General features: G+C 68.6%; 23 protein-coding genes. 9 read left to right on the forward strand and 14 right to left on the reverse strand.

Annotation, left to right across the window (positions count from 1 at the left end; genetic code table 11):
- Both OPU66_RS10825 and OPU66_RS10830 read right to left on the reverse strand, forming a co-directional pair.
- Positions 1-326 (reverse strand): hypothetical protein (locus tag OPU66_RS10825; protein WP_498553662.1); only part of this gene is annotated, 326 nt, incomplete at its 3' end.
- Positions 326-559, reverse strand: a complete 234-nt coding sequence (locus OPU66_RS10830) for a hypothetical protein (RefSeq protein WP_498553663.1) — start codon at positions 557-559, stop codon at positions 326-328. The genes OPU66_RS10825 and OPU66_RS10830, both read right to left, overlap by 1 nt.
- A gap of 98 nt (positions 560-657) precedes the next feature.
- On the opposite strand from OPU66_RS10830, the gene OPU66_RS10835 reads away from it, so the two are divergent.
- Positions 658-1,056 carry a hypothetical protein gene (locus OPU66_RS10835; RefSeq protein ID WP_498553664.1) on the forward strand — a complete coding sequence of 133 codons (399 nt, stop codon included), beginning with the start codon at positions 658-660 and terminating at the stop codon, positions 1,054-1,056.
- Between the two features lie 216 nt (positions 1,057-1,272).
- On the opposite strand, the gene OPU66_RS10840 is transcribed toward OPU66_RS10835, so the two are convergent.
- From OPU66_RS10840 to OPU66_RS10855, 4 genes are read right to left on the reverse strand one after another with little or no spacing between them, the layout of a single operon-like run.
- Positions 1,273-1,803 (reverse strand): MotE family protein, encoded by a 531-nt coding sequence (locus OPU66_RS10840; protein ID WP_498553665.1) that lies wholly within the window; start codon positions 1,801-1,803, stop codon positions 1,273-1,275.
- Entirely contained in the window at positions 1,800-2,195 is a 396-nt protein-coding gene (locus tag OPU66_RS10845) for a DUF6468 domain-containing protein (RefSeq protein WP_498553666.1), read from the reverse strand. The genes OPU66_RS10840 and OPU66_RS10845 overlap by 4 nt, the downstream gene beginning before the upstream one ends.
- 4 nt (positions 2,196-2,199) lie before the next feature.
- A complete protein-coding gene (gene fliM / locus OPU66_RS10850) occupies positions 2,200-3,210 on the reverse strand; it encodes a flagellar motor switch protein FliM (protein WP_498553667.1) in 1,011 nt (336 codons plus the stop codon).
- Positions 3,207-3,788 carry a flagellar basal body-associated FliL family protein gene (locus tag OPU66_RS10855; protein WP_498553668.1) on the reverse strand — a complete coding sequence of 194 codons (582 nt, stop codon included), beginning with the start codon at positions 3,786-3,788 and terminating at the stop codon, positions 3,207-3,209. Before OPU66_RS10855 ends, fliM begins: the two co-directional genes overlap by 4 nt.
- A gap of 137 nt (positions 3,789-3,925) precedes the next feature.
- Between OPU66_RS10855 and flgF the strand changes: the two genes are divergently transcribed.
- From flgF to OPU66_RS10890, 7 genes are all read left to right on the forward strand, one after another.
- A complete protein-coding gene (gene flgF, locus OPU66_RS10860) occupies positions 3,926-4,672 on the forward strand; it encodes a flagellar basal-body rod protein FlgF (protein ID WP_498553669.1) in 747 nt (248 codons plus the stop codon).
- Positions 4,673-4,708: 36 nt separating this feature from the next.
- Positions 4,709-5,494, forward strand: coding sequence for a flagellar basal-body rod protein FlgG (gene flgG, locus OPU66_RS10865; protein WP_498553670.1), 786 nt, complete (start codon positions 4,709-4,711; stop codon positions 5,492-5,494).
- Positions 5,495-5,499: 5 nt separating this feature from the next.
- Positions 5,500-5,949 (forward strand): flagellar basal body P-ring formation chaperone FlgA, encoded by a 450-nt coding sequence (gene flgA, locus OPU66_RS10870; RefSeq protein ID WP_498553671.1) that lies wholly within the window; start codon positions 5,500-5,502, stop codon positions 5,947-5,949.
- A gap of 29 nt (positions 5,950-5,978) precedes the next feature.
- On the forward strand, positions 5,979-6,746 hold the full coding sequence (gene flgH / locus OPU66_RS10875; protein WP_498553703.1) for a flagellar basal body L-ring protein FlgH: 768 nt from the start codon (positions 5,979-5,981) through the stop codon (positions 6,744-6,746).
- Between the two features lie 230 nt (positions 6,747-6,976).
- Positions 6,977-7,327, forward strand: coding sequence for a hypothetical protein (locus tag OPU66_RS10880; RefSeq protein WP_498553672.1), 351 nt, complete (start codon positions 6,977-6,979; stop codon positions 7,325-7,327).
- Between the two features lie 169 nt (positions 7,328-7,496).
- A complete protein-coding gene (locus OPU66_RS10885) occupies positions 7,497-7,823 on the forward strand; it encodes a hypothetical protein (protein ID WP_498553673.1) in 327 nt (108 codons plus the stop codon).
- A 104-nt stretch (positions 7,824-7,927) separates the two neighbouring features.
- Positions 7,928-8,113 (forward strand): hypothetical protein, encoded by a 186-nt coding sequence (locus tag OPU66_RS10890; protein ID WP_498553674.1) that lies wholly within the window; start codon positions 7,928-7,930, stop codon positions 8,111-8,113.
- A gap of 229 nt (positions 8,114-8,342) precedes the next feature.
- On the opposite strand, the gene OPU66_RS10895 is transcribed toward OPU66_RS10890, so the two are convergent.
- The 8 genes from OPU66_RS10895 to OPU66_RS10930 form a co-directional block, all read right to left on the reverse strand.
- Complete coding sequence (locus OPU66_RS10895) at positions 8,343-9,005, reverse strand: flagellar hook assembly protein FlgD (protein ID WP_498553675.1); 663 nt, start codon at positions 9,003-9,005, stop codon at positions 8,343-8,345.
- Positions 9,006-9,016: 11 nt separating this feature from the next.
- The gene (locus OPU66_RS10900) at positions 9,017-10,516 is read right to left on the reverse strand and encodes a flagellar hook-length control protein FliK (RefSeq protein ID WP_498553676.1); all 1,500 of its coding nucleotides are present in this window, start codon (positions 10,514-10,516) and stop codon (positions 9,017-9,019) included.
- 65 nt (positions 10,517-10,581) lie between these two features.
- Positions 10,582-12,663, reverse strand: a complete 2,082-nt coding sequence (flhA, locus tag OPU66_RS10905) for a flagellar biosynthesis protein FlhA (RefSeq protein WP_498553677.1) — start codon at positions 12,661-12,663, stop codon at positions 10,582-10,584.
- 3 nt (positions 12,664-12,666) lie between these two features.
- Entirely contained in the window at positions 12,667-13,941 is a 1,275-nt protein-coding gene (locus OPU66_RS10910) for a sigma-54-dependent transcriptional regulator (RefSeq protein WP_498553678.1), read from the reverse strand.
- Positions 13,942-13,986: 45 nt separating this feature from the next.
- Positions 13,987-14,340 (reverse strand): flagellar motor switch protein FliN, encoded by a 354-nt coding sequence (gene fliN, locus OPU66_RS10915; RefSeq protein WP_498553679.1) that lies wholly within the window; start codon positions 14,338-14,340, stop codon positions 13,987-13,989.
- Positions 14,341-14,355: 15 nt separating this feature from the next.
- Complete coding sequence (gene fliF, locus OPU66_RS10920; protein WP_498553704.1) at positions 14,356-15,921, reverse strand: flagellar basal-body MS-ring/collar protein FliF; 1,566 nt, start codon at positions 15,919-15,921, stop codon at positions 14,356-14,358.
- 253 nt (positions 15,922-16,174) lie between these two features.
- Entirely contained in the window at positions 16,175-16,825 is a 651-nt protein-coding gene (locus OPU66_RS10925; RefSeq protein ID WP_498553680.1) for a FliH/SctL family protein, read from the reverse strand.
- Positions 16,826-16,843: 18 nt separating this feature from the next.
- A complete protein-coding gene (locus tag OPU66_RS10930; protein WP_498553681.1) occupies positions 16,844-17,878 on the reverse strand; it encodes a flagellar motor switch protein FliG in 1,035 nt (344 codons plus the stop codon).
- Positions 17,879-17,968: 90 nt separating this feature from the next.
- On the opposite strand from OPU66_RS10930, the gene OPU66_RS10935 reads away from it, so the two are divergent.
- A complete protein-coding gene (locus OPU66_RS10935) occupies positions 17,969-20,698 on the forward strand; it encodes an autotransporter outer membrane beta-barrel domain-containing protein (RefSeq protein ID WP_498553682.1) in 2,730 nt (909 codons plus the stop codon).
- Positions 20,699-20,702 lie beyond the last annotated feature (4 nt).

A 20,702-nucleotide genomic window follows, 5' to 3' on the forward strand; every position in this document is an offset into this window, starting at 1 on the left:
GCCGCAGCCGGTTCAGGCGCGGATGCCCCGGCGGCCGGCGCGGGGGCAGGCTTTGCGGATGCAGGCGCGGCCGATGCCGGCCGGGCGGTGGCGGGTGTCTTTTGCGGGGCGCGGGCCGCAGCGGCCGTCTGATCGGCCTTGGCCTTACCTGCACGGGTGGGGCCGGCGCGGGTGGGGCTGGCCGGTTCGGGCCGGGCCGGCGGATTGACCGATGGCTGGACCGGCGGGCGCGGCGTATCGGCCAGCGCCCCCGGCAACGGGGCGAGCGCGGCCATGATCCCGGCAGCGGCGAGCGCGGCAGCGCGCAGGCGGACGACGCGCGCCATCAGCCGAGCATCCCTGCGGAGCGCAGCCAGGCAACCCCGGCCCCGCCGCCCGCACAGGCGAGCAGGAACAGAATCAGCGGCATCACCAGCGAGGGCGCGGGCGCAGGGGCCGCGACTGGCGGCGCGGCGGCATCCGCCTTGGCCGTCTGCTCGTCAGCCTTGCTTTGCGCAGCAGCGGGCGTGCGCCCGCCGCCAACGACCCGAAGCTTGCCCGGTTTCTGATCCTGACCCATTCGCCACCGTTAATCATCTTCAGCATCTATTATAGGAGGAACTGTCGGTATAATGCGGGTCGCGTTCCCCAGATCGTGGTGTAAAAGTGCAGAAACTGATGTTCACGCTTGCGGCCGCGGCCGCGCTTGGCAGTGCCACTGCCGCCGGTGGGGCGGGTGGCGAAGCCGACAATAAGGCGCCGACCGAGCTTGCGCTCGTGAAGCTGGAGCCGATGGCCGTGCCGATCGTCGATGGCGATCATGTGCAGGGCGAACTGCGCGTGCATCTGTATCTGAGCGCCAAGGATGCGGCGAGCGCCGGCGAAATGGGTCCGCAGATGCCGCGCCTGCGCGCCGCGACCTTCACGACGATGATGGATTTCGCGCGGCTCTACGCCTCGCCCTTCCACGCCGTCGACAGCGCCGAGCTGGCAAAGAAGCTGACCGCCGCGCTGCGCAAGGAACATGCCGGCATCCATGAAGTGCTGATCACCGCCGTCGCGGCCAAGCCGGTCTGATCCGGCCCGCACCCGGCCCCGAACAGGATGGCCGGGCGCCTTGGCAATCGAAGCCATGAGCAAAAAAGGGGCGCGGCCGGTCGGCAGCGCCCCTTTTTTTTGTCGGTGATGATCGGGTCATGCGCGAAGTCGCGGCGCATCTCGCGCCTGGTCAGCCGGGTCGCCGCACCCGGCGATCCGGAAAGCGCGGCAGATCGGCAACCGCCCCGGCCAGTCTCAGCGCGCGGCGACCCGCGCGCCGGGTGCCGGCGCGGCCTGACGACGGGCAATCGCCATCGACAGCGCCGCCGCGCCCTTGGGCGTCATCGCCGCCAGGATCGCGGCGGTCGACCGGTCGCGCATCCGCTCGGCCACCTCGACCTGCACGTCCATCGCCAGCTGTTCGAACACCACGGCAGCGGCCTTGGGCTTCATCGCCTGATAGATGCGCGCCAGTTCGCCATAGCGTTCATCGGCAGGATCGGCAGCAGGAGCCCCCGGCCGCCCCGGCGGCGCGGCCTCGGCCCCGACCCCGGCCGCTTTCAGCCGCGCCTCGGCGGCACGGGCCGCCTGTTCGCGCATGTCGAGCGCACGGTTGCGCTGCGCGGCGGCACGGTCGCGCGCGGCCATGTCCTGCTGGATCGACACGCCCAGCCGGGTCTGTTCGGCCGGGGCCGGGGCCGGCCCGGCGGCGGCGATCGCATTGGTCAGCGCCGATGCGCCGGCGGCAAGCGCGGTCAGCATCAGCAGCGACGGGCGGACGATCATGCGATCACCCGGTCGTCATCGGCCAGCGTCTCGGCATCGGCCGGAGCAGTGGCGGCGGCCAGATCGGCCTCGGCCTTGCGGGCCGCGCTGGCGCTGTCCATCAGCCGATCGGCGGTCGCGTTGGCGATGTCGATCATCACCTTCAGCTCGTCGCGGATCGCCTCCGCCTCGCCCAGCCGGCGCATCGACGGATCGGCCTCGCGGCGCAGCACGTCCTTCAGTTCGGACAGCACCTGCCGGGCATGGCCGGTCGCCGTTTCCAGCGCCTGCACGGTTGCCGGCAGATCGGCCGCCTTGAACGCGGCAAGGCTGCGCATCATCCGCATCGACTGGACGAGCACCGCGATGCACAGGATGACGGTGACGATATTGGATGTGGTGGCAAAGCTCATCGGATCAGTTCCTGACAATGTCGGTCAGCATGCGCACGGCGATGCTGTTGTTGCGCTGGCCAAGCTGGGCCATGCCCAGCTTGATCCCCGAACAATGGATTTCGAGCGGATCGTCGGGATGCTTGTTGAGCGGCAGCGTTTCGCCGATCTGGAGATCGCGCACGTCCTGCAGCTTCATCATCCGTTCCGACAGCACGGCGCGCAGCGACAGCTCGGTCTTGCGCAGCTCGCGGTCCATATGGGTTTCCCAGATGCCGTCGCGCCCGGACTTTTCGCCCATGAAGCGCTGGAGCAGCTTGTCGCGCACCGGCTCCAGCGTGGTGTGCGGCAGCAGGAACGAGAATTTGCCGCCCCGCCCCTCCATCTCGACGCGGAAGGTGCACACGGCGGTGACGTTGGACGGGCCGGCCACGGCGGCAAAGCGCGGGCTGCTTTCGATGCGTTCGAGATCGATCGAGATCTGCGCCACCTGTTCAAAGGCATGGGCAAGATCGTTGAGCGCCAGCTGCATCATCCGCGCGACCAGCGCGGTTTCGATGGTGGTGAAGGCGCGCCCCTCGACGCGCATCTGCTGGCCCGCGCCCTTGCGCCCGCCGAGCAGCGCGTCGACGACCGAATAGATCAGGCTCGGCTCGACCACCATGATGCCGAAGTTTTCCCATTCGCGCACCTTGAACACGCCGAACATCGCGGGCAGCGCGACGCGGTTCATGATCTCGCCGAAACGGGTGCCGGTGACCTCCTCCAGCGTCACGTCGATCGCATCGGAGGTCAGGTTGCGCATGTTGGTCGCAAAGCTGCGGATCACGCGGTCGCATATGACCTCGAGCATCGGCAGACGCTCGTGATTGACGATATCGGATTCGACGACCGCGCGCAGGCCGCTCTTGGTCGGCGCCGGGCCGCCAATGTCGCCGAACAGCGCGTCGATATCGGCCTGGTCGAGATCGCCCGCCGCGCCGATCTCCATCGGCTTGGGCTCGGGCAGCTCGAACTCCTCGAACGGATCGCTCATTGCTGGGTAAGATCCTGGATGAGAACGTCGCGCACCGCCGCCTTGCCGAGCACGGCATTGGCGCGGATCAGCATTTCTTCCTTCATGCGGAAGGTGGCGGCCGAACCCGACAGATCCTCGGGCCTCAGTTCGCGCAGGAAGGGCTGGTAGCTGTCGAGCACCAGCGGCAGCTTCTTGGTGATCGCGTCCGACGTCGCCTTGCCGGGCACCAGCATGAAATGGATCTTCAGGAACCGCGCGCTGCCATCGGCGGTGCGCAGATTGACGGTCATGGGCGGGGTGTCGACAAAGACATTCTCCTTGCCCTCGCCCTCGCCTTCGGCCGGTGCCTCTTCCTCTTCGGCCTCGGCGGCTTCTTCGGCCTTGGGCTTGTCGCCACCCGACATCATGAACAGCGCGCCGCCGCCGCCGCCGACCACCAGCAGCGCGGCAGCCGCGCCGATGATGATCAGCTTGCGTTTTTTCGGATTGGGCGAGGCACCGGCTTCGGCATTTTCATCCGCACCGGGCGCACCGCCGTCCTTCTTGTCGCCGGCCTCGCTCAGACCGTCCGGCAGCTTTGTCTTCTGGTTTGCCACAAAATCCCCTTCTCGCAGGCTCGCCGGTAAATCGCCCCGGCGGCACCGCGAACGCGTCATTCTCTCCTATTATAGGATGGTGATCGGCAAAACTTGCCTAGTGCCCGCCGATCCTGCGCTTTTTTGCCGAGGTGAGGATGGACATTTCTTCCTATGTGCTGCTCAGCCACGAACAGGCGCTGCGTCGCCGGCTCGACGTGGTTGCCAACAACATGGCCAATGTCAGCACCGTGGGGTTCCGCCGCGAGCAGCCGGTGTTCCACGAAATGCTGAAGCGCGGCGAGGACGCGATGACGCGCGATGCGCGCAACGTGTCGTTCGTGCTCGATTTCGGGGCCGTCCACGACACCGCGCTCGGCGGCTTTCAGGCGACGGGCAATCCGCTCGACGTGGCGATTGACGGCCAGGGCTATTTCGCGGTCGCGCTGCCCGATGGCGGCACCGGCTATACGCGCGCGGGCCAGTTCAAGCTGCTCGACACCGGCCAGCTGGTGACGAGCAACGGCCAGCCGGTGCGCGGCGAAGGCGGCCAGCCGATCACCGTGCCGCCCGAAATGATCGGCCGGGTGACGATCGCCAATGACGGTTCGATCATGGGGCCGGACGGTCCGCTGGGCCGCATCGCGATCACGGTGTTCGACAATGAAGCCGGCGTCACGCCGCGCGGCGACGGGCTGATGGCGGCCGAAAATGGCCGCGTGCTCGCCGCCGGCGAGACGAAGCTGCGCAGCGGCGGGCTGGAAGGTTCGAACGTGCAGCCGATCGTCGAGACCACCAACATGATCCAGATCCTGCGTTCCTATCAGACCAGCCAGCGCATGGCCGATGCGATCAACGACATGCGCAAGCGCGCCGTCGAGCGGCTCGGCCGCATCGGCGGCTGATCCGCGCCCAGACCCTTTTTTCCAGGAGTAGACCCGATGCGTTCCCTGTCGATTTCCGCCACCGGCATGCTGGCCCAGCAGACCAATGTCGATGTGATCTCGAACAACATCGCCAACATGAACACCACCGCCTACAAGAAGCAGCGGGCCGAGTTTCAGGACCTGCTCTATCAGCAGGTGTCGCGCCCGGGCGCGGCGACCGGCGGGCCGCAGGCGCGCGCGCCTTCGGGCATCCAGATCGGCGCGGGCGTGCGCACCGGCGGCGTCTACCGCATCTCCGAACAGGGGGCGATGACGACCACCGACAACCAGTATGACGTCGCAATCGAGGGCAATGGCTATTTCCAGATCCTGATGCCGTCGGGCGAAATCGCCTATACCCGTGCCGGATCGTTCCAGCTGTCCGATCAGGGCGAACTGGTGACCGCCGATGGCTATGCGGTGCAGCCGGGCGTGACCATCCCGCCCCAGGCAACCGATGTGAGCATTTCGCGCACCGGAATCGTCCAGATCAAGGTCGCCGGCCAGGCCGAGCTGCAGGATGTCGGCCAGTTGCAGCTGGCGACGTTCGTCAACGAAGCGGGGCTGGAGGCGCAGGGCGGCAATCTGTTCCTCGCGACCGCCGCATCGGGCCAGCCCAACATCGCCTCGCCGGGCGATCCGGGGTTCGGCATGCTGCGCCAGGGGTTCCTCGAGGCCTCGAACGTCAATCCGGTTGCCGAAATCACCGCCCTGATCAGCGCCCAGCGCGCCTATGAGATGAACAGCCGGGTGGTGAAGACGGTCGACGAAATGCTCGCCACCTCCAGCCAGCTGCGGTGACGGCGATGCTGGGTCTGGCGCTTCTGCTCGCCGGCCTGCCCGGCGCGGCACCGGGGGCACTGCCCCCGGCCGCGCCGATGGCGAGCGCCTTCGTCCTCGCCCGCCCGGTCGAGCGCGGCGAGATCATCGCGACCACCGACTTTGTCGCGCAGGACGTGCCGACCGGTCAGGCGACAGGGGCGCTGGCCGCCAATGCCGCCGCCGGGCTGGAAGCGACGCGGCGGCTGAACGCGGGCACGGTCGTGCGCTCGGGCGACGTCATGACCCCGCGCCTCGTGCGGCGCGGCGAGCCGGTGACTCTGCATCTGCGCAATGGCGGGCTGACCATCACCGCCCAGGGCCGTGCCCTGTCCGACGGGCGGCGCGGCGATGTCGTCCGCGTCGTCGCCCCCAGCAACAAGACGCTCGAAGGCGCGGTCGATGGCCCCGCCTCGGTCCGCATCGCCGCCAACTGACCAACGGAGCCAGGCGCGTGAACAAGTCCATTTCCCTGACCCTGCTGATGGCGGCGCTGGCCCCCACCCTTGCCGGCTGCGGTGCCGCCGGCCGGCTGGCAGCGGTCGGCAAGCCGCCCAAGATGACCCCCCAGGAAAGCGTGCCCACCCCGCCCTGGGAACGCTCGATCGCCAGCTCGGGCATGAACGAACGGCTCGAAGCCGGCGCGCGCGCTGCCCCTGCCGACGCACCGGTGCAGACCGCATCGATCTTCCGCGCCGGCGCGGCCGGGCTGTTCCGTGATCAGCGCGCCAGCCGCACCGGCGACATCCTGACGATCCGCATCAACGTGCAGGACCGGGCGATCGTCGACAACGCCACCCAGCGCAGCCGCACCAGCTCGGAAAATGCGGGGCTTGCCTCGCTGCTCGGGCTGGAAGGGCTGTTGCAGGACGTGCTGCCCGGCCAGCCCGACACCGGCAATCTGGTCGAATCCGAATCCGAAAGCCGCTCGGCCGGCCAGGGCAACACCAGCCGCAGCGAAACGATCAACCTGACCATGTCGGCGGTCGTCACCAGCGTGCTGCCCAACGGCAATCTGGTCATTCGCGGGCGGCAGGAAATCCGGGTCAACTTCGAACTGCGCGAGCTGATCCTGACCGGGATGATCCGGCCGCAGGACATTGCCCGCGACAACAGCATCCGCCACAGCCAGATCGCCGAAGCGCGGATCAGCTATGGCGGGCGCGGCCAGCTGACCGATCTCCAGCAGACCCGCTGGGCGCAGCAGATCTACGACGCGCTGTTCCCGTTCTGACCTGATGGCGGCACCCCCCGCAGACGCGCCAGCGGATGCGGAGGTGCCGCCCGCGTCCTTCCCCCAGACCCGGAACGCGCACCGGCGACCGGCCCGACAGCGCCGCCCAAGATTTTGCCGGCGCGGCGCGGGCGGGCGTCATGCCCCGCTATAATGCGATTAGGGTTTTGTGAGGTTTTGTGTTCCCTCGGGTCAGAGACATCATCGATACGCTGGGAGCCAGGCTGCGGGTGAGCATCGATGCACATCCGGGCGGCGCGCTGATCGTGCTGGAGGATCCCGCGGGCACCGAGGACGAGCGGATCATGCTCGACCCCTATGGCACCGAGCTGCTTGGCGGCTACATCATGTCGGCCCGGCTGGCGCTGCCTTCGGGCCTGCCCGATGAATATAGCGAAGGCCCATTCTCGTCGCGCTTCCAACTGGTTTGCGAACCCGTGCCGCGCATCGTCATCACCCAGCAGCATGGCCGCCGCTTCACCATCGCGGCGCCGTTCTGGGACAAGCTTTACGCGGAACTCTGCCTTGTGATCGCCCATTCGCGCAGCCTCAGCCGCGCGCTCGAAATGCGGCTGCACTGACCGCCAATGGGTCTTCGGACAACTACGCTAAGGGAAAGACCGGAGTGGTCTCAAACCACCCTCGGGCAGATATTGGTAAACGAACGGTGAAACTGTCCGCGTCCTGGCCCTGCCCGATCAGTGGCAGCCCGGCGCACCGGGAACCACCGTTGGCTAGTGGAGCTGCGTAATGGATCTGCGCGAGTTCAACCATTCCGGCATTGCCCAGGGTGCATCGCGCACCGGCGCATCGGAACTGCGCGAAGTCGATGTGACCGTGCGCCTGTCCGTCAACGACACCGGCGCCCTGTGGGCGGCAGCGGCTGCCAAGGCGCTGTCGGCCGGCATGACGATCGACGAGATTGCCGAGACGATCGGCCCGCGCGAAGACCCGTCGGTGGTCGATTGCATCGCGCTGCTGTGCGAACCCGCCGGCCTGCCCGGCTGCGCGATTGAAGATTTCACGGTGGCCAGTGCGGCCCCGGTCATGGCTCTGCCGCGCTCGATCGCGGCCTGATGTTCAGCAATCGGGCGTCCCGGCAACGGGCGTCCCGGTCGAGGCCCTCCCGCTCTCCCTCACACCCCTTGGAGCGGGAGGGCCTCGAAACTGCATCGCCGGCGATGACGCTGGCCCAGACGATCCGGCATCACCCCAAGCAGAAACGCGATCGGCGCTGTTTCGATGCGATCGGCGCGGATGCGCTGCGCGGCATCGGGCTGTGTCGGCTGCGGTCGGTCATCGCGCGCTGGCGCGGATTGCCGGGGCCGGGGTGCTCATCCACAAGCCCGGGACAGGCAAGAGCTTGAGCGTTGATAACTGGCTGAGTGCCGGTCGCCGGGGATCGGCGGGCAGACTCCAGATACGGAAAAACGGCAGGCTGTTGGGGATCAGCCTGCCGTTCCGTCTTGCTGCCCGGTTGCCCGTCGGCGCCTGAGCGAGCACTGGTGCGGACGCTGTCACGCCGCTGTACCGCACCCTCTCATTATAGGGCGCGCTGGCCGTAAACCCGCGCGGATGGGCGTTTTTTGCTGTGGATCAAATCGCGGGGGCGGCGACGCGGACAACCTGATCGAGCGGCAGGGTGATGCCGCGCACGCCGACCGCGAGCTTGCCCTGATCGGCGATCACGTCCTGCACGCGGCCGGTGCTGCGCACGGTCACGGGCACCGCGGTGCCGTTCACATCCTTCGCCTCGATCTTGAGCGTATAGCCGCCGGCCGGGGCCTGCGCCCCCGTTGCCAGCTGCCCGTCCCAGCTGAACCGCCCGTCAAGACCCGGCGTCAGCGGCTGGGTGGCGAGCACCTGGCCACGTTCATTGCTCACGGTCGCGACCATCGTGGCCGCCGCGCGCGGCGCCGACCAGCTCCACTGCGCCGGCTGGTCGGACAGGCCCGACACCGCATTCTGGAACTCGACCTCGCGGCCGATCAGGCCCGATGCCTGGGCCATGTCCTGCACCGACAGGCGCGACAGGATGTCGCGCAGCACGCCGGTCTGCTGGATCGACTGTTCGACCTGCGAATACTGGACCAGCTGCTGGGTGTATTGCGACGTGTCCATCGGATCGAGCGGATCCTGATTCTGCAGCTGCGTCGTCAGCAGGTTCAGAAACAGGTTGAAGTCGGCACCATTGGCACCGAACAGGCCCGAGGGAGCGTTGGCATTGCCAGCACCGGCGCTGGTCGGGGTGACAGTCATCGCAATCTCCTTCAGGCGATCAGGTCGAGCCGGCCGTTGCGGCGGGCCGGGCGATAGGAAAGCTCCTGCGCGCCGAGTTCGTCACCCGAAAGCGCATTTGTGCCGCGCGCATTCTGCCAGCGCGCCCAGGCCGACTGCCCCTGGCTGCCATCCTGGCCGCCCCGGTCGAACCGGAAGCTCTGGCCATCGGCGCGGACGCCGGCATCGGTGAGCGCACGGGTGATGTCGGCCAGATCGCGGCGCATCGCCTCGATCACCGAGGCGCTGTCGGCGGCGACGACGGCGCGCAGCGCACCCTGATCGTCAAAGGCCAGCCGCACCTGAATGCGGCCCAGCTCGGCCGGGTCCATGCGCACGGTCAACTCGTCGCTGCCCTGGGCAAGACGGCGCGCGATCTGGACGCCCATGCGGGCGGCAAAATCACTGTTCAGCGCCAGACGCGCACCGGGGGCTTCGGACCGGGTCGATCCAGAAGCGGCAGCCGGCTGGGCCGTCGCGGCGGCGATCGCCGGGACAGGCTGCTGGGGCGGGGGCTGCTGGGACGCGATCTGCTGGGATGGGGTCTGCTGCGACACCGACGAGGTCGGGGGCGGAGCGGCGGACGAGGCCGTCGCGGCGGAGCCAGCCGGCTGGCGGGTATCGGTCGCCGTGGCGATTTCGGTCGCCGCACCGGACGGGGCCGGAGCCTCGGCGAAGCCGGTGGCCGGTGCCTCGACCGCCGGGCCGCCGGTCTGCGTGGGCGCCTTGGCGGCTTCGGCCGCAGGTGGGTCAAGATCGGGGGCGCCACGCCGCACCGGCGGCTGCGCCGGCTCCGGCGGCAGCGCGGCAAGCAGCACCGGCTGGCCATCGGCTGCCGGCAACGGGTCTGTCTCGTCCGCCGCGGCCAGTTCGCCAGACGGCTCGCCGGTCAGCTCGCCAGTCATCTCTCCGGGCAGCTTTGTCGACGCAGATCCGGCCAGCGCCGGCAGCGGCAACTGGTCGGGAAACTCGATCGGATCGGATTGGGTGTCGTCAAAGACGATCGGCAGCGGGGCGGCCTCGCCGGCGTCGGCACCGGGGACCGGCGCGACAGCGGCCGGCAGGTTTGCGGCCAGCGGACGCGGCAGCTTGGTCATGGCATCCGGCATGGCCGGAGCGGCGATCGGCGTCGCTGCCAGCGGGTCGGCTGGCACCCCTTCGATCATGTCGGCGGGCAGATACGGCGTGCGCGACGCGCCCGGCAGCTGCGCAACCAGCCGGGGCGGCAGCGCCGCGCCCGCAATGCCTTCGCCCGCCAGCCCGGTCACGCCCTGACCGTCAGCGGCCGCGCCGCCGGCGATCTGGCCCTGCTTCTGGCCGGCCCCGTTTGAAACCAGACCGGCCTGCACCGCGCCGCCCGGGCCGGTAGCGATGCCCGGCGCGCCGGCGAGCAGCTGGCCGAGCGTGGCGGCAAAGCCGTCGGTGGCGGCAGGGGGCGTACCGGTCGGCGGGGTAACGGGCGCGGTGCCGGCAAGAAGCGCACTGATGTCCATTCGGGTCTCTTCCAGTTCAGAGCCGCGGGACCATATGGTCCAACCTGACTCTTATAGATGGTTTGTCAGCCGATCGTGCCGAGCGAGCGGATCCGCGCCCGGGCGTGGATCTCGTTCTGCGACAGCACGACGGTGGCCGGGCGCACGCGTTCGATGATCGAGCGCACGAACGGCCGGATCGACGGGTTGGTCAGGATGCAGGGGATCTCGCCCATGCCGGCCAGCCGGTCATAGGTGTCGCGCACCGCGGCGATGAAGCCCTGCAACGCCGAGGGGGCCATCGCCAGATGCCGGTCCTCGCCCTGGCCGATAATGCTCTCGGCAAATGCATTGTCCCATTCGGCCGACAGGGTGACGATCGGAATGGCCCCGTCGCGCGCCTGCTGCGCCGAGATCTGCCGGGCCAGACGGCTGCGCACATGTTCGGTGATCTGCGCCAGATTGCTGGTCAGCGGCACCGAATCGGCAATGCCTTCGAGGATCGTCGGCAGGTCGCGGATCGAAATACCCTCGGCCAGCAGATTCTGCAGAATGCGCTGGACGCCCGAAATGGTGATCTTCGACGGCACCAGATCGGACACCAGCTTTTCGGCGTCCTTGTGCACTTCGTTGAGCAGCTTCTGGGTTTCCAGATAGGACAGCATGTCGGCGATATTGTCCTTGACCAGCTCGGTCAGGTGCGTGGCGATGATCGTCCCGCAATCGACGACGGTCAGGCCGCGAAAGCCCGCTTCCTCGCGCAGGTCGCGGTCGATCCACAGCGCCGGCAGACCGAACACCGGTTCGCGGGTGTCGTCGCCGGGCAGGCCGACGCTGCCGCCGCCGGGATTGATGACCATCAGCTTGTCGAGGCGCAGCTCGCCGCGCGCGGCCTCGGTCTCCTTGATGTAGACGACATATTCATTGGCCTTGAGCGCCATGTTGTCGATGATCCGCACCGAAGGCAGCACAAAGCCATATTCGGTCGCCATCTGCCGGCGCAGCGCGCGCACCTGATCGTCGAGGCGCGGATCGGTGGTGCTTTCGTTGATGATCGGCAGCAGCCCGAAGCCCAGTTCGATCCGCACCGCATCGATGGCAAGCGTGCGCGAGATCGGTTCATCCTCCTGCGCCTGCTGCGCATCGGCATGCGCCTTTTCCAGCCGCGCGCGCGCAGCTTCGAGATCGATGCGCTTGGATGTCGACCAGGCCAGCCAGCCGGCGAGTGCGGCAAAGCTGGCAAAGGGGATGAAGGGCAGGCCCGGCAGCAGCGCCAGCGCGCCCATCAGGGCCGCGACCATGCCGAACGCGCGCGGCGACCGGCCAAGCTGCGCGGTCAGTGCGGCACCGGTGCGCCCGGTCACCCCGCCCTTCGACACCAGCAGGCCCGCCGCCGTCGACACGATCAGCGCCGGGATCTGGCTGACCAGCCCGTCGCCGACGGTCAGCAGCGTATAGGTGCGGAACGCCTCGGCCAGCGGCACGCCATGGACGAGCACGCCGATCACAAGGCCGACCAGCACGTTGATGGCGGTGATCAGCAACCCGGCAACGGCATCGCCCTTCACGAACTTGGACGCACCGTCCATCGCCCCGTAAAAGCCGCTCTCCGCCTCGATTTCCTGACGGCGCGCGCGCGCCTGGCTTTCGTCGATCATGCCCGCCGACAGATCGGCGTCGATCGCCATCTGCTTGCCGGGCATCGAATCGAGGCTGAACCGCGCCGCGACTTCGGCGATGCGGCCCGCGCCCTTGGTGATGACGACGAAGTTGATGACGATCAGGATCATGAAGATCGTGAGCCCGATCACCACCTCGCCGCCGATCAGGAACTCGCCAAACGCCCCGATCACGCCGCCGGCCGCATCCGGCCCTTCATGGCCATGGCCCAGGATCAGCCGGGTCGAGGCGATGTTGAGCCCGAGACGCAGCATCGTCGCGATCAGCAGGATCGTCGGAAAGGCGGACAGGTCGAGCGGCTTTTCGATGAACAAAGCCGTCATCAGGATCATGATCGAAAAGGTGATCGACAGCGCAAGGCCGAGGTCGAGCAGCCAAGGCGGCATCGGCAGGATGAGCATCGCGATGATCGCGATGACGCCGCCGGCAAGCGCCATGTCGCGATTGGCGCCGATCTTCTGCAGAAAGTCGGAGAATTGCGGGGGCATGGCTTAGACCGCCGGCGAGACCGGATAGCCGGCCTCCATGAAGGTGCGCAGCTTGTTGCGCATCGTCCGCACCGAAATGCCGAGGATCGTCGAGGCAGAGGTGCGGTTGCCGCCGCAGCGCTCCAGCGTCTGCAGGATCAGTTCGCGCTCGACATCGGCCATCGACCGGCCGACCAGCCCGTCGATGCTGATCTGACCGTCGCCGGCCGGCACCGCCAGCGCGGAGGGCGCGATGCGCGTGCCGTCGTCGAGCACAATGTCCTCGGGCGCGATCATCTCGCCGCGCGCGAGCAGCACCGCGCGGTGGATGACATTTTCCAGCTCGCGGACATTGCCCGGCCAGTCATAGCCGCGCAACAGCGTCAGGCTTTCGGGCGCGAACAGCCGTTCGGGCAGGCCGTTTTCCTGCGCCAGCTGGGTGGCGAACCACACCGCCAGCCGGTCGATATCGCCCGGCCGCGCGCGCAGCGCCGGCAGGTCGACGACCACCAGCCCCAGCCGCGACTGGAGATCGGCGCGGAAGCTGCCTTCGGCCACGCGCTGCTTCAGATCGAAACTGGTCGTCGCCATGATCCGCGCCGAACCGCCGCTGCGGTCGTCGAGCGCGGCGAGTAGCCGGGCCTGACAGATGGCGGGCAGCGCATCGACATTGCGCAGCAGCAGCGTGCCGTCCGCCGCCTCGGCCAGCCGGCCGGCGCGCGGCGCGACTGCGCCCGGAAACGCCCCGGCGCGGTGGCCGAACAGTTCGGATTCGAGCACTTCGGCGGCTACGCCCAGACATTCGGCGGCCACGAACCGGCCCGGCCGGTCGGAGGCGTCATGGACAAGCCGGGCGAGCATTTCCTTGCCCGTCCCGCTTTCGCCGGCGAACAGCACCGGCACGTTCGACCCGGCAAAGGCGAGTGCATAATCGACCGCGCGCTTGAGCAGCGCATCCTCGCCGATCATATGGGTGCGGCGCTCGCCGATCGACAGGATCACCGCCGCGATCAGGTCGCGCTGCGGCGGCAGCGGCACATAGTCATAGGCCCCGGCGCGCACCGCGGCGACCGCGCGGTCGGCCGGCGCATCGACGCCGCAGGCCAGCACCGGCACGGCGATCCGTTCGGAGCGCAGCCGCGCGATCAGCTCGGCCACGTCGAGCGTGACCTCGACCATCACCAGATCGCCGCCCTGATGGCGCAGTTCGTCCAGCGCCTCCTCGAACGACGACGCCAGATGCACTTCCGCGCCCAGATCGCGCGCCATGTTGGCGGCTAGGCGGAACTCGCCCGCCATGCCGCCGATCAACAGGATTTTCGTTCGGCTCCCCCGCTTCACCGCTCAACGCTCCTGCTTGACGATTTCCGTGAGCGTGATGCCGAGCGATCCATCGATCAGCACCAGTTCGCCGCGCGCGATCAGGCGCTCATTGACATAGACGTCGACCGGTTCGCCGACGCGGCGATCCAGTTCGATTACCGATCCGGCGCGGGTCTGGAGCAGCTCGGCAATCTGTAGCCGCGCGCCGCCGAGAACCGCCTGCACCTTGACCGGGATCTCCTCGACCGGGGCCATTGACGGGATGGTGCGCGTCGACAGCGCCTTGGGCTCGTCGCTGGGCAGCGCCAGATCGGGGAAATCGGTGTCCAGGTCCACGAACTCGGACGGCACGACTTGAGACGGGGTCGCGTCCATTTGATCCATCTCTCCTTAGTTCATCATCCACTGGCGGACGACCGAGGTCGCCTCGCCCGGGTTGGCGGCGACGGCGTCGCCGATGCGCTTGATCGCAGACATCTTGATCTTGCCGTCGACCTCGGCGAGCGCGATCTCCTGATCGAGCAGCGCCCCGCGCGATTCCGCATTCTCCATCGCCAGCTTGAGCGTGTCGGGGTCGTTGGCCCCCGGCAGCGCGGCGGGGCTGCCATCGGCGGCCAGCAGCGTTGCGTTCTCGCCGACGCCCATCGCCCCGCCCGCCGTCGCCTCGGCCAGCTTGGTCTGCCATTGCGGGCGCAGCAGGCGCAGCGCGAACAGCCCGACCCCGGCGATGATCAGCAGCTTGAGCACCGAAAAGATCTGGTCGGTCGGGACATATGACATGATGTCCAGCCCCTCGTCCGCGACATCGGCGGCGGCGAACTTCATGCTCTCCACAGCCACGCTGTCCCCGCGCTCGGCATCGAAGCCGACGGCGTTTTCAACCAGCCGCTGCAGCCGCTGAAGCTGCTGGGCAGGCATGGGCTGCGCGCCCGGATCGACCATCACCGCGACGGTCAGCCGGTTGATCTTGCCGGGGCTGCGCACCCGCACGGTGTTGGTGCGGCTGTTTTCATAGGTCACGTCTTCCGACGTCTCGGCGCGCGCGGCGCGGCGGCTCTCGCCACCCCCGGCGGCATCGGCGGCCTGGGTTTCGGGCAGCTGCGCGGCAACGGTGGCCGGCGGCGCGCCGCCATCGGTCTCGTTGCTCTGGTCGTTGGATTCGACGGTCACCTGACGGGCAATGGCCTGCTTGTCGGGATCGACGGTGCTGGCTTCCTCGCGCGTCTGGTCGCGGTCGATGATCGCGGCCACCTCGGCGCGCACCTTGCCCGCGCCGACAATCGGTTCGAGCAGGCTTTCGATCTGCTGGCGCAGCTTGGCCTCGACCGCCTGCTGGCGTTCATCGGCATCGCCCGCAGCCCCGGCCCCCGCCTCGCCCGCCCGGGCGAGCAGCGCGCCGGTATGGTCGATCACCGACACGCTTTCGGGCGACAGTTCGGGCACCGACGAGGAGACGAGATAGCGGATCGCCTGAATATTCTCGCCCGACAGCCGCCCCTGCGTCTTCACGGTGACTGCCGCGGTGGCGCGGCGCGGCTGGGTGGAAAACACGCTGCGGTCGGGCATCACGATATGGACGCGCGCCTGGGCGACATTCTGCAGGCTGCGGATCGACCGCGACAGCTCGCCCTCGATCGCGCGCGTCTCGTTGATCTTGGCGCGGGAGGACGACACGCCGAACGGCTCCTCGGCATCGAGCACCTCGTAACCGATCTTGCCGCCCAGCCGGTCCGACGCCATCGTCATCCTGAGATCGGCCAGCCGGTCGACCGGGGCCATGATCGCGGTGCCGTCCGCCGACAGCTGGAAGGGAATGTTTTCGGCCTTCAGCTTGTCGGCGATGGTCTGCGCCGCCGCCGGTTCCAGCTCGGTATAAAGATAGCCCATCGGACCCGCCGCCCCAGGCAGCGACATCCAGGCAAAGGCAACAAGCAGCGCCGTGGCGACAGCCCCCATCAGGGCCAGACGCCCGGCACCGATCTGTGCGACAAACGAACGAAGAGATTCCAAGACCGGCCTCATTCCCGCGGGCGGTGGCGCCCTACCGGCTCATTATAGAACGCGGCCCGGCAGTTTTTTCCCGAAGGCGGCAGTTTTTGCCGGGGCAGGCGCGACCGGGGCAAATCGCGCGGCGCAAACGTAAAAACGGCCCCGGCCCGGATCGGGACCGGGGCCGCTTATGGCCCGCAAACAGAAACGGGATCGCCGCTCAATCGCCGGGGAACAGGGCCGCCATTTCCTGGGCAAGGGCGGCGCGGCGCGCCTCGGCCTCCAGCGCCAGCCCGCCCTGATCCCAGAGCAATTGCGCATCGCCCGGATGCAGCGCGGCATCGCCGACCACGGTCAGGTTGAGGCGGCGGCGGTCGGCGCTCTGGCGCGTGGCGACCAGCGCCTCGACATCGGCGACCAGATCGGGATGGACGCGGATCTGCACCGGCTGGCCGCGCCGCACCTGGCGCAGCACCCGGCCGATCGCCTCGTCGATGGCGGCGGTCGGGGCGAGCGCCAGCGCGCGCGCGGCCAGATAATCGGCCGCGGCAAGCGCGATCGCGCCGCCCTCGCGCGCCAGCCTTTCCTCGGCGGCGTCGAACCGCTCGTCCATCGCCTCGAACCCGGCCTGAAGCGCGTCGACCGCGGCAAGCAGCGCCGCCTCGCGTTCGGCACGCACCTGATCGACCGCCTGCTGGAACGCCTCGGCGCGCGCGCGCGCGGTTTCGGATTCGATCTCGCGCTTGAGGCGCAGCACCTCGAGCTCGAGATGCTCGATCTCCAGCCGCAGCGCCTCGGGGCTGCGCTCGGCCTCCGCCGTCGGGACGGCGAACACCCGGTCAAAGGCAAAGGGTTTGACGTGCATCGACATGGCAGGTGCCTTCCCGGATCAGATGATGACCGCGTCGTCGCTCTTGGGATCGACGAGCACGATCTCGCCCTTGGCGGCCAGTGTCTTGGCGAGGCGGACGAGCTGGCTCTGCGCCTCTTCGCAGTCGCGCGCGCGCACCGGCCCCATATTGGCCATGTCGTCGCGCAGCATGCCGGCCGCACGCTCGGTCATGCCGCCGAAGAACACGCGCCGCGCTTCTTCCGGCGCGCCCTTGAGCGCGAGGGCCATCGTCTTCTTGTCGGCATTCTTGACGACGGCGGCGATTGCCTCGGGCAGCAGCGCGGTCAGATCCTCGAAGGTGAACATCAGCGCGCGGATACGCTCGGCGGATTCGGGCGCGCGCTCCTCGAGCGCGTTCAGCATCGCTTCCTCGGTCGCGCGGTCCATCGCGTTGAACATGTCGGCCATGCTCTCATGCGGGTCGCGGCGCTGGGTGCGCGACAGGTTGCTCATGAACTCGGTCTTGAGGGTCGATTCGACCTCCTGCAGCACGTCCTTCTGCACGGTGTCCATGCGCAGCATGCGGGTGACGACATCGACGCCGAAATCGCGCGGCAGCTCGGCCAGCACGCGCGCGGCATGATCGGGCTTGAGCTTGGACAGGATGACGGCGACCGTCTGCGGATATTCGTTCTTCAGATAGCCGGCGAGCACGCTTTCGCCGACATTGGACAGCTTGTCCCACATGGTGCGGCCGGAGGGACCACGAATGTCCTCCATGATCTCGCGCACCTTGTCGGGCGGCATGATGCCGGCGAGCAGCCGCTCGGTCGTCTCGTGCGACCCGTGGAGCGACGCCATGCTCGACACTTCGGCCGAAAACTGGACGAGCAGATATTCCACCACGGCCGCGGGCAGGCGTCCCAGCTGCGACATGGCCGAGGACAGTTCCTTCACCTCCTCGACCGACAGGCTTTCCCAGATCGGCGCGCCATGATCCTTGCCGAGCACCAGCAGCAATGCAGCCGCGCGCTGCGGCCCGGTATATTTCTTGAGCTCGGGCGGTTCGGCGACCGGAAGCGTGACAGCCATTAAAAATCCCCAGAGAAATGATGGTTAACCGCACCGGCGGCCTTCCACTCCACCTATTATAGAGGAGCAACAACCAACGTCCGGCGCGATATGACGATCAATTTCAATCAGGGCTTGATCGGTCTGTCCCTGCTTTCAGGGACGAACCTTGGCGGTCTCCAGACGCCTGCCGCGGACATCGAGACGCGCGCGGCGCGGACCGCGCGGGCGCAGTTCACGCTGAAGCCGGTGACCCCGCCCTGGAACCAGCCGCAGACCAGCCCCCCCCTGTCGGTGCAGGTGGCAACGATCCGCAGCATGTCGACGATCATCGACAGCGTGCGCCAGATCGGCCCGACGCTGCCGCCCGACGTGCAGACGGCATTCACCACCTACAAGGCGCTCGACCGGCTGCGCGTGCTCGCCCAGACGGCGATGCGCCAGACCAGCTCGGTCGCCGAGCGCACGTCGCTGCAGACCACCTTCGCGCGGGGCATCGCCGATCTGCAGGCGTTCCTTGCCAGCGCGCCCGGAGACAAATTGTCGATCGCCTTCGGCCAGCCGGCACGCCGGGCCGAAAGCGTCGAAATCGCCCCCCCGACGGCCAGCCAGATCAATGGCGAGGCCGTGGTCCAGCAGCGCGCCGCCGCGCTGCCCGGCCTTACGGGAACCGAACGCTTTTCGATTACGCTCAACCGCGGCACCGGCACGACCACCGACACGGTGACCGTCGATCTGGCCGGCACGCCGCAGCCGCCGACGCTCGACAGCATCGCCGAGGCGTTTTCGGCCGCCATCGCGGCGATCCCGCAGCGCGACACGAACGGCGATGTGGTCAATGACGCCGAGGGCAACCCGCTGCCGCGCTGGCCGATCAGCTTCAAACCGGTCAAGACCGCGGGTGGCTGGGGCCTGCAGATGAACGGCACCGGCATCGACCGGGTGACGATCAACCAGATCGGCGCGGGCGACTCGCTGATGGTCGCCGCCGGCCAGACGCCGCTCGATTCGCCGACCGCGACCAGCATCATGCGGTTCGACGATCCGACCGGCGCGATCGAGCGCAACACGCTCGCCAGCTACAGCGCCATCGACGCGGCCGCCACCGCGCGGGCGCAGTTGACCCCGCCGCCCAAGCCGCTGCTGCCCGACCAGCAGCCCGAACCCGTGCAGGTGGCGGCGACCACCCGCACCCGCGCGGTCGCGACCGATGCGCAGGGCTTCACCTATATGGTCGGCACCACGGCGGGCGATCTGGGGTCCAATCGTTCGGATGGCGAGGACGATCTGTTCCTGACCAAGATGGACAGCGACGGCAAGGTGATCTGGCAGCGCGCGCTGGGCGCGGGCGGCACCGCCGACGGTGCGGCGATCAGCATTGCCGGCAATGGCGACATCGTCGTCGCCGGCACGGTCACCGGCGCGTTCGACGGCGCGGACAGCGATGGCGACATGCTGGTGGCGCGGTTCAGCGCCGCCGGCGAAGAACGGTTTGCAACGGTGGTGCGTTCGATCGGGGCCGACAGCGCCAATGCGGTCGCGGTCGGCAATGACGGCAGCGTCTTTGTCGGCGGGCGCGCAGCGAGCGGCACCGGCGACGCCTTTCTTGCCCGGCTGGATGCGACCGGCCGGTTGCAGGAACGTCGGACGATCAACAGCGGCAGCAGCGATGCCGTGCGCGCGCTGCGCGTCGACAGCGACGGATCGCTGGTCGCGCTGACCTCGGAAGGCGGCAATGCCGTTGTCCGCCGGATGAGCGGCAGCGCGCTGTCGACCGATCTCGGCCAGATCAGCCTCGGCCAGGCCGATGCGCGGGCGCTGGCGATCGGCAGCGACGGCACCATCGCGGTTGCCGGCGCGACCTCGACCGCGATCACCGGCGACGCGGTGAACACGCTGAGCGGCGCGCGCGACGGCTTTGTCACCCGGCTCAACCCCGGCCTGTCCAACGCCACGACCAGCTATGTCGGCACCGGCGCCGACGACCAGATCGACAGCCTGACCTTCATGGGCGGCACGCTCTATGTCGGTGGGCGGACGACCGGCGATCTGGGCGGCACGCGCGCCGGGCCGGTCGACGGCTTTGTCGCGCGGGTGAACAGCGGCACCGGCGCGGTTGAAAACGTCAATCAATGGGGCCGGGCGGGCGTGCGCACCGAGGCGGTGCAGATCGCCGCCGCCCCCGGGGCAGACACGGCGATCGGGGCCTTCGGGTTCCGCCGCGGTACGATCAACCCGGAGGATTCGACCCGGCTGACCGCCCAGACCAGCCTGAGGCCCGGCGACGAATTCTCGTTCCGCGTCAATGGCGGGGCGGTCCGGCGGATCACCATTGCCGCCAATGACACGCTGACCAGCCTTGCCGACCGCATCCGTCTGGCCGCAGGCCGGGGCGTGACGGTCGCCACCCCGCGCAAGGGCGAAGGCAGCGCGCTGCGCATCGAGGCCCAGGCTGGCAACAGCATCGAGCTGATTTCCGGCCGCGATGGCCGCGACGCGCTCGAAAAGCTTGGCATGACCGCGTCGAAACTGGTCGCTTCGGCCCCGATTCCCGACAATGCGCCGCGCGTGCGGCCGGGGGGCAATTACGGCCTTGATCTGTCGAGCGCGCTCGACATTTCGACGCTCGACGGGGCCAAGCTGGCGCTCAGCCGCATCGAGGCCGCGGTGTCGACCTCGCAGACCGCATTCCGCTCGCTGTTCTGGGACAAGAACAAGGAAGCGATCGTCAACGGCAGCGGCCGCAACGGGCGGGTGTCGCCCTATCTCGCCGCCCAGGCCAGCCGCTATCAGGACGCGCTCCGGCGGCTGGGCGGCGGCAGCGTATTCACAGGATTCTGACCCC

The organism is Sphingomonas sp. URJC2, from assembly GCF_059803575.1.

What these genes read in the sequence shown, in the direction of transcription:
- OPU66_RS10830 (WP_498553663.1), bottom strand. Translation starts at nt 559, where the DNA reads ATGGGTCAGGATCAGAAACCGGGCAAGCTTCGGGTCGTTGGCGGCGGG.
- OPU66_RS10835 (WP_498553664.1), top strand. Translation starts at nt 658, where the DNA reads ATGTTCACGCTTGCGGCCGCGGCCGCGCTTGGCAGTGCCACTGCCGCC.
- OPU66_RS10840 (WP_498553665.1), bottom strand. Translation starts at nt 1,803, where the DNA reads ATGATCGTCCGCCCGTCGCTGCTGATGCTGACCGCGCTTGCCGCCGGC.
- OPU66_RS10845 (WP_498553666.1), bottom strand. Translation starts at nt 2,195, where the DNA reads ATGAGCTTTGCCACCACATCCAATATCGTCACCGTCATCCTGTGCATC.
- fliM (WP_498553667.1), bottom strand. Translation starts at nt 3,210, where the DNA reads ATGAGCGATCCGTTCGAGGAGTTCGAGCTGCCCGAGCCCAAGCCGATG.
- flgF (WP_498553669.1), top strand. Translation starts at nt 3,926, where the DNA reads ATGGACATTTCTTCCTATGTGCTGCTCAGCCACGAACAGGCGCTGCGT.
- flgG (WP_498553670.1), top strand. Translation starts at nt 4,709, where the DNA reads ATGCGTTCCCTGTCGATTTCCGCCACCGGCATGCTGGCCCAGCAGACC.
- flgA (WP_498553671.1), top strand. Translation starts at nt 5,500, where the DNA reads ATGCTGGGTCTGGCGCTTCTGCTCGCCGGCCTGCCCGGCGCGGCACCG.
- OPU66_RS10885 (WP_498553673.1), top strand. Translation starts at nt 7,497, where the DNA reads ATGGATCTGCGCGAGTTCAACCATTCCGGCATTGCCCAGGGTGCATCG.
- OPU66_RS10890 (WP_498553674.1), top strand. Translation starts at nt 7,928, where the DNA reads ATGACGCTGGCCCAGACGATCCGGCATCACCCCAAGCAGAAACGCGAT.
- OPU66_RS10895 (WP_498553675.1), bottom strand. Translation starts at nt 9,005, where the DNA reads ATGACTGTCACCCCGACCAGCGCCGGTGCTGGCAATGCCAACGCTCCC.
- OPU66_RS10900 (WP_498553676.1), bottom strand. Translation starts at nt 10,516, where the DNA reads ATGGACATCAGTGCGCTTCTTGCCGGCACCGCGCCCGTTACCCCGCCG.
- flhA (WP_498553677.1), bottom strand. Translation starts at nt 12,663, where the DNA reads ATGCCCCCGCAATTCTCCGACTTTCTGCAGAAGATCGGCGCCAATCGC.
- OPU66_RS10910 (WP_498553678.1), bottom strand. Translation starts at nt 13,941, where the DNA reads ATGGCGGGCGAGTTCCGCCTAGCCGCCAACATGGCGCGCGATCTGGGC.
- fliN (WP_498553679.1), bottom strand. Translation starts at nt 14,340, where the DNA reads ATGGACGCGACCCCGTCTCAAGTCGTGCCGTCCGAGTTCGTGGACCTG.
- fliF (WP_498553704.1), bottom strand. Translation starts at nt 15,921, where the DNA reads ATGGGGGCTGTCGCCACGGCGCTGCTTGTTGCCTTTGCCTGGATGTCG.
- OPU66_RS10925 (WP_498553680.1), bottom strand. Translation starts at nt 16,825, where the DNA reads ATGTCGATGCACGTCAAACCCTTTGCCTTTGACCGGGTGTTCGCCGTC.
- OPU66_RS10930 (WP_498553681.1), bottom strand. Translation starts at nt 17,878, where the DNA reads ATGGCTGTCACGCTTCCGGTCGCCGAACCGCCCGAGCTCAAGAAATAT.
- OPU66_RS10935 (WP_498553682.1), top strand. Translation starts at nt 17,969, where the DNA reads ATGACGATCAATTTCAATCAGGGCTTGATCGGTCTGTCCCTGCTTTCA.